The organism is Pseudomonas rhizozeae, from assembly GCF_031583775.1.
In the GTDB taxonomy this organism is placed as follows: domain Bacteria; phylum Pseudomonadota; class Gammaproteobacteria; order Pseudomonadales; family Pseudomonadaceae; genus Aquipseudomonas.
On the sequence record NZ_JAVLSB010000017.1, the window covers coordinates 1 to 9,518 of the forward strand.

Annotated in this window: 7 protein-coding genes; 6 read left to right on the forward strand and 1 reads right to left on the reverse strand. The window is 61.9% G+C overall.

Going from position 1 to position 9,518, the window contains the following annotated elements:
* Nucleotides 1–583 precede the first annotated feature (583 nt).
* The 5 genes from RG836_RS02975 to RG836_RS02995 all read left to right on the forward strand — a co-directional run bounded on the left by RG836_RS02975 (nt 584) and on the right by RG836_RS02995 (nt 5,846).
* Nucleotides 584–1,666 carry a redoxin family protein gene (locus RG836_RS02975; RefSeq protein WP_310843076.1) on the forward strand — a complete coding sequence of 361 codons (1,083 nt, stop codon included), beginning with the start codon at nt 584–586 and terminating at the stop codon, nt 1,664–1,666.
* 97 nt (nt 1,667–1,763) lie between these two features.
* On the forward strand, nt 1,764–3,125 hold the full coding sequence (locus RG836_RS02980) for an epoxide hydrolase family protein (RefSeq protein ID WP_310843077.1): 1,362 nt from the start codon (nt 1,764–1,766) through the stop codon (nt 3,123–3,125).
* 37 nt (nt 3,126–3,162) lie between these two features.
* Complete coding sequence (locus RG836_RS02985) at nt 3,163–4,224, forward strand: alpha/beta fold hydrolase (RefSeq protein WP_310843082.1); 1,062 nt, start codon at nt 3,163–3,165, stop codon at nt 4,222–4,224.
* Nucleotides 4,225–4,372: 148 nt separating this feature from the next.
* Nucleotides 4,373–5,080 carry a TetR/AcrR family transcriptional regulator gene (locus tag RG836_RS02990; protein WP_310843084.1) on the forward strand — a complete coding sequence of 236 codons (708 nt, stop codon included), beginning with the start codon at nt 4,373–4,375 and terminating at the stop codon, nt 5,078–5,080.
* A complete protein-coding gene (locus RG836_RS02995) occupies nt 5,070–5,846 on the forward strand; it encodes a pyrroline-5-carboxylate reductase family protein (RefSeq protein ID WP_310843085.1) in 777 nt (258 codons plus the stop codon). Before RG836_RS02990 ends, RG836_RS02995 begins: the two co-directional genes overlap by 11 nt.
* A gap of 399 nt (nt 5,847–6,245) precedes the next feature.
* Here RG836_RS02995 and RG836_RS03000 read toward each other — a convergent pair whose 3' ends face one another.
* On the reverse strand, nt 6,246–8,282 hold the full coding sequence (locus tag RG836_RS03000; RefSeq protein WP_310843086.1) for an NADH:flavin oxidoreductase: 2,037 nt from the start codon (nt 8,280–8,282) through the stop codon (nt 6,246–6,248).
* A 265-nt stretch (nt 8,283–8,547) separates the two neighbouring features.
* On the opposite strand from RG836_RS03000, the gene RG836_RS03005 reads away from it, so the two are divergent.
* Nucleotides 8,548–9,453 (forward strand): glycine betaine ABC transporter substrate-binding protein, encoded by a 906-nt coding sequence (locus RG836_RS03005; protein ID WP_310843087.1) that lies wholly within the window; start codon nt 8,548–8,550, stop codon nt 9,451–9,453.
* Nucleotides 9,454–9,518: the final 65 nt, after the last annotated feature.

The window sequence follows — 9,518 nt, forward strand, 5'->3', positions numbered from 1 at the left end:
AGCGAGGCGGCCTTATAGCCGACCTGCTTCGGGTGGTGCGCGTGTCCCCTGTGGGAGCGAGCCTGCTCGCGAAAGCTGTGTTCCTGCTAACAAATCGCTTGCAGGCATACACAAATCCCTGTGGGAGCTGGCTTGCCAGCGATGAGGCCCATACAGCTGATATAGATTTTTGTCAGATACTCCACTTTCGCGAGCAGGCTCCCACAATAGGATGGATGTGAATCTGGCAATGATCGGTTGGCTTTGAGGCCGTCATCGCTGGCAAGTCAGCTCCCACAGTGTTCCCGCACATCCACAGAATTCCGTACACCCAAACTGGCCGAGTGTCAGCTCGCCGCGCTTTTGATTTTGATCCACCCGCCCCGTCGGAAGCCGTACGTCAGGGGCGAGCTTTTTTTGCTTCCTTTTTTTGGCGTTTGAAAAAAAAGTGAGGCGCCGTAAGGGCGCAACCCTAAGCAGCCGTTACCGCAGCAACGGATATGTACACCGTCCAAAAACCCAATACCTTAGTCCTATCGATCAACCCCAACTACTCTGCTCAGATACATCGTTGTCCCCCGCATGCCAATGAGCGCCCCCATAAATGGCCACGACCCGATCCCCGCTAAACCACCTGTTGCCCCTGGCGCTAATCCTCAGTCTCGGCCTGCCTATCACGGCCCAAGCAGCAAGCCCACCCACGCCAGCGTTGTTCGAAGCCCCGGCGCTCGACCAGTTGCCGGCCTTGAGCGGTGCCACGCAGTGGCTCAATTCCCCGGCGCTGACGCCCGCCGGGTTGCGCGGCAAAGTGGTGCTGGTGAATTTCTGGACCTACTCATGCATCAACTCCCTGCGCCAGATTCCCTATGTCCGCGCCTGGGCCAGCAAGTACAAGGACCAGGGGCTGGTGGTGGTCGGCGTGCATGCGCCGGAGTTCGGCTTCGAGCGGAACGTCGACAATGTGCGACGCGCCAGCCAGCAGTTGGGGGTCGACTATCCGGTGGCGATCGACAACGAGCACGGCGTCTGGCAAGCGTTCAACAATAACTCTTGGCCGGCGCTGTACTTTGTCGACGCCCAGGGGCGTGTTCGCCATGTGCGGCTCGGTGAAGAGGACTATGAAAACTCCGAGCGGGTGATTCAGCAATTATTGAGCGAAGCGGGCGCCAAGGGCGTCGACCGGCAACTGGTCACGGTCAATGGCAAAGGCGCCGAAGCCGCGCCGGACTGGGCCAATCAGCGCACGCCGGAAACCTACGTCGGCTACCAACGCACCGAACATTTTGCCTCCCCCGGCGGCGTGGTGCCGGAGCAGCGGCATGACTATACGAAGCCTGAGCGACTCGGGCTCAATCGCTGGGCGTTGTCCGGCGCCTGGACCATGGGCGAGCAGGCCACCGTGCTGCATCAGGCCGGTGGGCGCATGGTTTATCGCTTCCATGCCCGCGACTTGCATCTGGTGATGACCCCGGGCCTGAATGGCGCTCCGGTGCGTTTCCGGGTGACTCTCGATGGGCAACCACCCGGTGCGGCCCATGGGGTGGAAGTCGATGCGCAAGGCAACGGCGTGGTCAACGAACCGCGCATGTACCAGCTCATCCGCCAACCGTCGCCGATTCTCGACCGGCAGTTCGAGATCGAATTCCTCGACCCCGGCGTGCAGACTTTCGCCTTCACTTTCGGCTGACCGACACCATCGTGCAATGTCGACACGGCTGGCTCCTGTGCTGTTATCACCTCCGGCCGCGCGCCCTTGGCGGCCATTCAATTCAAGGAGAATGATGATGTTTGCAGCCTCGCCCACCCGAATCCTGCACTGCCTGTTCAAGCCCTCAACCCTGGCCAGTGCACTGAGCCTCGCTTTGCTCGCCGGCACTGGTTACACCGCGAGTGTGTCCGCCGCCGAAACCGCCGCCAGCCCCGCCGTCCAGCCCGCAACAGCGCAGGACGAAAGCATCCGCCCGTACCGCATTCAGGTGTCGGACGCGCAACTGGCCGATCTGCGCCAGCGCATCGCCGCCACCCGCTGGCCCGACAAGGAAACGGTCGGCGATGCCTCGCAAGGCGTGCAACTGGCCAAACTGCAAGGGTTGGTCGAGTACTGGGGCAACGGGTATGACTGGCGCAAAGTCGAGGCCAAACTCAATGCGTTGCCGCAGTTCGTCACCACCATCGACGGCGTCGACATTCAGTTCATCCACGTTAAATCCCGGCATCCCAACGCCATGCCACTGATCCTCACCCACGGCTGGCCCGGCTCGGCCCTGGAATTCCTGAAAACCATCGGCCCGCTGACCGATCCGACCGCCTACGGTGGCCGTGCCGAAGATGCCTTCGACGTGGTCATCCCGACGATTCCCGGCCATGGCTTCTCTGGCAAACCGACCGAGCTCGGCTGGAACCCGGATCGCGTGGCCAAGGCCTGGGACGTGTTGATGCATCGCCTGGGCTACAAGCAATACGTGTCCCAGGGCGGCGACCATGGTTCGGTGATATCCGATGCCTTGGGGCGGCTGGCGCCGAAGGGTTTGCTGGGTATCCACCTGAACATGCCGGCCACCGTACCGCCGGAACTGGTCAAGCCGATTTTTGGCGGCGAACCGGCACCGGCCGGGCTGAAAGGGCCGGAGTTGGCGGCGTTCAACTCACTCAGCACCTTCTTCGGTCGCAGCGCTGCGTATGGCGCGATGATGGTCACGCGTCCGCAAACCATCGGTTACCTCTTGGCCGATTCGCCGTCCGGCACCGCTGCGTGGATGTATGAGAAGTTCGCGGCCTGGACCGACAGCAACGGCGAGCCGGAAAAGGTCCTGAGCCGCGATGAAATGCTCGACGACATCAGTCTCTATTGGCTGACCAACACCGGCGCCTCGGCCTCGCGTTTCTACTGGGAAAACAACAACAACAATTTCAGCGCCGTGGCGCAGAAAACCGCCGATATCAAGGTGCCGGTGGCAATCACCGTGTTCCCCGGCGAGATCTATCGTGCACCGAAGAGTTGGTCTGAGCGGGCCTATCCTTCGCTGTCGTACTACAACGAAGTGGCCAAGGGCGGGCACTTCGCTGCGTGGGAACAGCCGCAATTGTTCAGCGAAGAACTGCGCGCCGCGTTCCGCCCGCTACGCTCAAACCTGGCTAAACCTTGACCCGTCCAACCCTCCACTGGCTACACGGAATCTCACAATGAACAAGACCCTGTTGCATCCCCAATCGACGCCTCGCCGCCGCCTGTTCGGTCCCTCACTGCTGGCGGTCGCGCTGTTGCAGTTCGGCGCGTTCGGCGTGGCGAATGTGCATGCCGCTACCCCGGCGGAACCGGCGGCAACCACTGCGGCGGTCGGCCACACATCGTTCGGTGCGCTAAAAACGGTCAAGGCCGGTTTGCTGAACGTCGAGTATGCCGAGGTCGGCCCGGCGGACGGTCCAGTCGTGATCCTGCTGCACGGCTGGCCGTACGATATTCACAGTTACGTCGACGTCGCGCCGCTACTCGCCGAAAAGGGCTATCGCGTGTTGATCCCGTATGCGCGCGGCTACGGCGGCACGCAGTTCCTGTCCAGCAAAACCTTGCGCAACGGCCAACCGGCGGCGCTGGCCAGTGACGTGATCGATTTCATGGATGCGTTGAAGATCAAAACTGCGGTGATCGGCGGCTACGATTGGGGCGCGCGTTCGGCGGACATCGTCGCGGCGCTGTGGCCGGAGCGGGTCAAGGCGCTGGTGGCGGTCAGTGGTTATCTGATCGGTAGCCAGGAAGCCGGCAAAAACCCGTTGCCGCCGAAGGCTGAATTGCAGTGGTGGTATCAGTACTACTTCGCCACCGAACGTGGTCGCGCCGGTTACGAAAAATACCGCCACGACTTCGCCAAGTTGATCTGGCAGATCGCTTCGCCGAAGTGGAATTTTGACGACGCCACCTTCGACCGCAGCGCCGCCGCCCTCGACAACCCGGACCACGTCGCCATTTCGATTTTCAACTACCGCTGGCGCCTCAACCTGATCAAGGGCGAGCCCAAGTACGACGCCCTTGAACAAAAACTGGCCAAATTCCCGCCGATCACGGTGCCGACCATCACCATGGAAGGCGACGCCAACGGTGCGCCGCACCCGATGCCGGAGGACTACGCCAAGCGCTTCACTGGCAAATACGAGTTCCGCCTGATCAACGGTGGCATCGGCCACAACCTGCCGCAGGAAGATCCGCAGGCGTTCGCCAAGGCGATTATTGACGCCGATCACCTCTAACGGCTGTCGAGTACGAACCGCGCCATGCACCATGGCGCGGTTTTTTTGTTGCGTCTTTAAACTGTACGCGACTGTACAGAAGATGTACGCCAAGGAACTGGCAGCGTACAGTGGGGGCCAATTGTCTGGATGAAGAGGGTGCCCGAACATGGCGCAATCAGCGAAGACCCGCGCCAAGGCTCAGGAGGCGGGCTGGCGGGGCTCGGTCGATGGCTGGCTGGAAGCGGCTTATGAAGCCTTGAAGGAGTCAGGGGTGGATGCGGTGCGGGTGATGCCGCTGGCCAAGCGCCTGAACCTGTCACGCACCAGTTTCTATTGGTTTTATGAAGACCGCGAACAACTGCTCGCCGCGCTGTTGGCCCGGTGGCGCGACAAAAATACCGGCGGTCTGATCAGCCAGTGCGACAGCTACGCCGAGAGCATTTCCGAGGCGATCCTCAATGTCTTCCAATGCTGGTTGAACCCTGAGGTGTTCGACTCGCAGTTCGAATTCGCGGTGCGCAGTTGGGCGTTGCAGTCCGATGAAGTGAAAGCGGAAATCGCCGTCGCCGACGAAACCCGGATCACTGCGCTGACCGGCATGTTCCGCCGCTTTGGTTACGACACCGATGCCGCCGACGCACGGGCCAGGACCATCTACCTGACGCAGATCGGCTATATCTCGATGAAAACCAACGAGGACATCCTGGTGCGGTTCCGTCGTATCCCGCAGTACGTCACGGTGTTCACTGGCAAGGCCCCAAAGCGTCGTGAGCTGGACCGGTTTTTCGGCTCCTTTGGTTACGTTGAAAAAGAGCCGGGCGTGTTTGCGTCGCTGGTCGACAGCTTCGAGGAGGAGTCCAGCGATGAATCATAAGACCCTGGGCATTATCGGCGGCACCGGTTGGCTGGGGCGCGCCATTGCCGAAGCACTGCTAGACAGCGGCTTTATCGCTGCGCAACGCTTGCTGATCTCCAACCGCTCTGGCGCTAGTCCGTTCGGCCCGCAGGTGCGGCTGTCGGCGGACAATCAGCAATTGGTCGCGCAGAGTGATGTCGTGCTGTTGTCGATCCGCCCGGAGCAGTTGCCCGAGCTGCAGATAAATGCGTCTGGCAAGCTGCTGATTTCCCTGGTGGCGGGCGTCCCGGCAGCAACGCTCAAAGCCGCCACTGGCGCGGACACCGTGGTGAGGGCGATGCCCAATGCGGCGGTGGAAATCCGCCAGTCGTTCACCCCGTGGTACAGCGCCGAGCCCTTGAGCGAAGCCGATCACAGCCTGGTGCAGCGGTTGTTCGATTGCGTCGGCGCGGCGGATCAGGTGCCGACCGAGGATTGCATTGACTACCTCGGCGCGGTGTCCGGCACCGGGCCGGCATACCCGGCGATGCTGTTTGAGGCGTTGGTCAGTCAGGCAGTGGCGGCTGGCATCCCCGAGCACATTGCTCGAAAAGCCGCGCATGGCGTGGTAGTCGGAGGCGGGCAGATGCTGGCGCATCAGGATCCGCGGCGCATGATTGAAGCGTTGATGGGATATCGAGGCGTAACGGCCGCGGCGTTGCAGTCGATGGCGGACCAGGGCTTTGAAACCATACTCGGCCGCGCCTTGCAGGCCGGTGCCGAAGTGGCACGGCGCGGGATGTAACCCGCTCCCCTGTGGCGAGGGAGCTTGGTCCCGCTGGGTGGCGAAGCCGCCCCGAACCATTTAACTCGGTGTGTCAGGCACACCCGGAACTCAGGTTTTGGGCCTGCTGCGCAGTCCAGCGGGAGCAAGCTCCCTCGCCACAAAAAGCACAGCGAGCCAGTACGGAGGTGGCGCGAAATCCGCTCCCCTGTGGCGAGGGAGCTTGCTCCCGCTGGGTGGCGAAGCCGCCCCGAATCCATTCAACTCGGTGTGTCAGGCACACCCGGGGTTCAGGGTTTAGGCCTGCTGCGCAGTCCAGCGGGAGCAAGCTCCCTCGCCACAAAAAGCAGGGCAAGCTCTCTGGCCACAAAGAGCAGAGCGAGCTCCCCACCACAAAAAAGCGCAGGGAGCGCCGCTTTTTCAGAGGTCTTTCAGCAAGCGCAACGCGTCGTAGATCGCCGCGTGGGTGTTGCGCGCGGCTACCGCATCGCCAATCCGGAACAACTGGAAGCGCCCTTCAGGGTTGGTGACGATGCTTTGCGCGTTGCCAGCGATCAGGTCGTGCTGTTCCACCGCGCCAGCGTTGCTGGAGTGCGGCCGCAGGTCGAAGTACAAGTCATCGAGGGGCAGGGTGCCGTGGTTGACCACTACCTGGTCGACCACTCGCTGTTTATGCACCTGGCCGTAATCACTGCCGAAGGTCGCCAGCAAGCGACCGTCGCGCTTCTCCACGGTGTCGACCCGGTAGGTCACGGTGAAGGTCACGTCGAGGTCTTGCAGGCTGCGCATGTAGGGCACCAGGTTCATCGCCATGACTTCCGGGGCGAAGGAGCGGTCCGGAGTGACGATCTCCACGCTCGCGCCGCTGTTGGCGATGACTTCCGCCGCTTGCAGCGCGGCATGGTCGCCGGCGTCGTCGAAAATCAGCACCTGGCGCCCGGGCTTGACGTCGCCGGAGATAATGTCCCAGGTCGACACCACCAGCTCATTGCCACGGCTCAGCACCTCGGTATCCGGCAAGCCGCCGGTGGCGACAATCACCACGTTCGGTTCATGGGCGAGTACGGTGTCGGCTTCCGCCCAAGTGTTGAAATGGAACTGCACCCCCAGTCGTTCGCACTGCGCCATGCGCCAGTCGATGATGCCGATCATCTCCCGTCGGCGTTCGCTCAGCGAGGTCAGTCGCACCTGGCCGCCGGGGCGATCCGCCGCTTCCAGCACGGTCACGGCATGTCCGCGTTCCGCCGCCACCCGCGCGGCTTCCAGGCCGCCAGGGCCGCTGCCGATCACCAGCACCTTGCGTTTGAGCGTGGCCTTGGGAATCTCGTGGGGCATGCTGGTTTCGCGGCCGGTGGCGGCGTTGTGGATGCAGTACGCGGCACCGCCCTGGTAGATGCGGTCCAGGCAATAGTTGGCGCCCACGCACGGGCGGATGTCCTCTTCACGCTTCTCGATGATCTTGCGCACGATGTGCGGGTCGGTCATGTGCGCGCGGGTCATACCGACCATGTCGACCTTGCCCGAGGCAATCGCGTAGCGCGCGGTGGCGACGTCGGGAATCTTCGCCGCGTGGAAGGTCGGGAAACCGGTGGCGGAGCGAATCTCCCCAGCAAAATCCAGGTGCGGCGAATTGCGCATGCCCTGGATCGGGATCACGTCGGTCAGCCCGGCGTCAGTGTCGATGTGACCGCGCACCACGTTGAGAAAATCCACCAGGCCGCTGTCCTTGAGCATGTGCGACACCTGCATCCCTTCGCTGGCGGTGAAACCGCCCGGCAGTGCTTCGTCGCCGGTGTAGCGCACGCCGAGCAGGAAGTCTTCGCCGACCCGCTGGCGAATCCCGCGCAGCACATCGAAGGTGAAGCGCATGCGGTTTTCCAAAGAGCCGCCGTAAGGGCCATCGAGGTCGTTGGTCAGCGGTGACCAGAATTGGTCCATCAGGTGCCCGTAGGCCTGCAACTCCAGGCCGTCGAGGCCAGCCGCCTTCATGCGCTCGGCGGCGTCGACGTAGTCCTTGATGATGCGCTCAATGTCCCAGTCTTCCATCTTCTTGGGGAACGAGCGGTGTGACGCTTCACGCCGATGGGAGGGCGATACCACTGGCAGCCAGTCGGCCTTGTCCCAGCGCGTGCGACGGCCCAGGTGGGTCAACTGGATCATCACGGCCGCGCCATGTTCATGGCATTCGTCGGTCAGGTCCTTGAGCCAGCCCACCACTTCGTCCTTGTAGGCCAGCACGTTGTTGAACACCGGTGGGCTGTCGCGGGAAACGGCGGCCGAGCCAGCGGTCATGGTCAGTGCCACCCCGGCCTTGGCGCGTTCGACGTGGTAGGCGCGGTACAAATCCTTGGGCATCCCGTCGATGGGATAGGCCGGCTCATGGGCGGTGGTCATGATCCGGTTACGCAAGGTCAGGTGCTTGATCTTATAGGGTTGCAGCAGGGGATCGCTGGACATCGTGGGGCGCTCCATCGTGGGCATTCATCAGGCTCGGCACGCTGAAATTAGGATAAATGTACATGGGTGTCAACGACCAACGACACACCTGTACATTTTGCTTGCGCGGGACAAAACTCATCGATAAGATCGGGCTCGAAGTCAAGCAATGAGGAGGGCAGGACCGCCCGTCATACCAAGCAGCGTCAGACTGCTGTCAGCACCGTTAGGTCGTTCAAAAATTAAAACAACACCTGCCTATCACCCCGAAATAGGAAGACGCCTGATGAATGTTCAATCGCCGTACCGAAAACTCACCTGCGCCTGGCTGTTGGGCGCTGCGCTGGCGGCCAGTGCTTCGCTGGCCCAGGCCGAAGAACCCAAGCCTGTGCGCATTGGCTGGGTCAATTGGTCGGACACCGAAATCACCGTAAAACTGGCCACCACCGCGTTGCAGGAGCACCTCAAGCAACCGGTGAAACTGGTCATGGCCGACATCGGCATTCAGTTTCAGGCCCTGGCCAACGGCAGCATCGACCTGATCCCGATGGTCTGGTTGCCGAGCACCCACAAAGCCTTTTACGACAAGCATCGCGACAAGCTCGAAGACCTCGGCGTGCTCTACGAAGGGCGGATCGGCATGGCCGTGCCGACCTCGATTCCGATCAGCGAAGTGGCCAGCGTCGAAGACCTCAACAATCCGGAAGTCCGGGCCAAGTTCGACGGCAAGATCCTTACTTCGGAGGTGGGCAACGGCCAGTACAAGCTGACCGTGAAGGCCATCGAGGAGTACAAGCTCGACGGCTACAAACTGGTGGCGTCGTCGGAATCAGGCATGCTCAACGAACTGGAGCGTAACCAGAAGCGTGACAAGTGGTCGTTGATCAACGCCTGGAGCCCGCACTGGATGTTCTCCAAGTGGTCGCTGCGCTACCTCGATGATCCGAAGCAAATGTTCGGCGGCGCCGAGCAGATCCATGCCGTGGCGCGCAAGGGGTTCAGCAAGGAATATCCGCAAGTGGCGTACTTTTTCGCCCACTACTCGATTCCCCAGGCTGATCTCGAAAGCCTGATGATGAAGGCCCGCGAAACCTCGTCCGACCAGGCCGTGGCCGCTTATTACGCGGCGAACAAACCGCGCTTCGAAGCGATGTTCGAACCGGGACAGCGAGTCAGCGCCACCCAGCCCTGATTCCGCCCGAGCCCGAAATAAAACCGCCGGCGAGCTGATGGCTCGGCCGGCGGTTTTTATTTGTG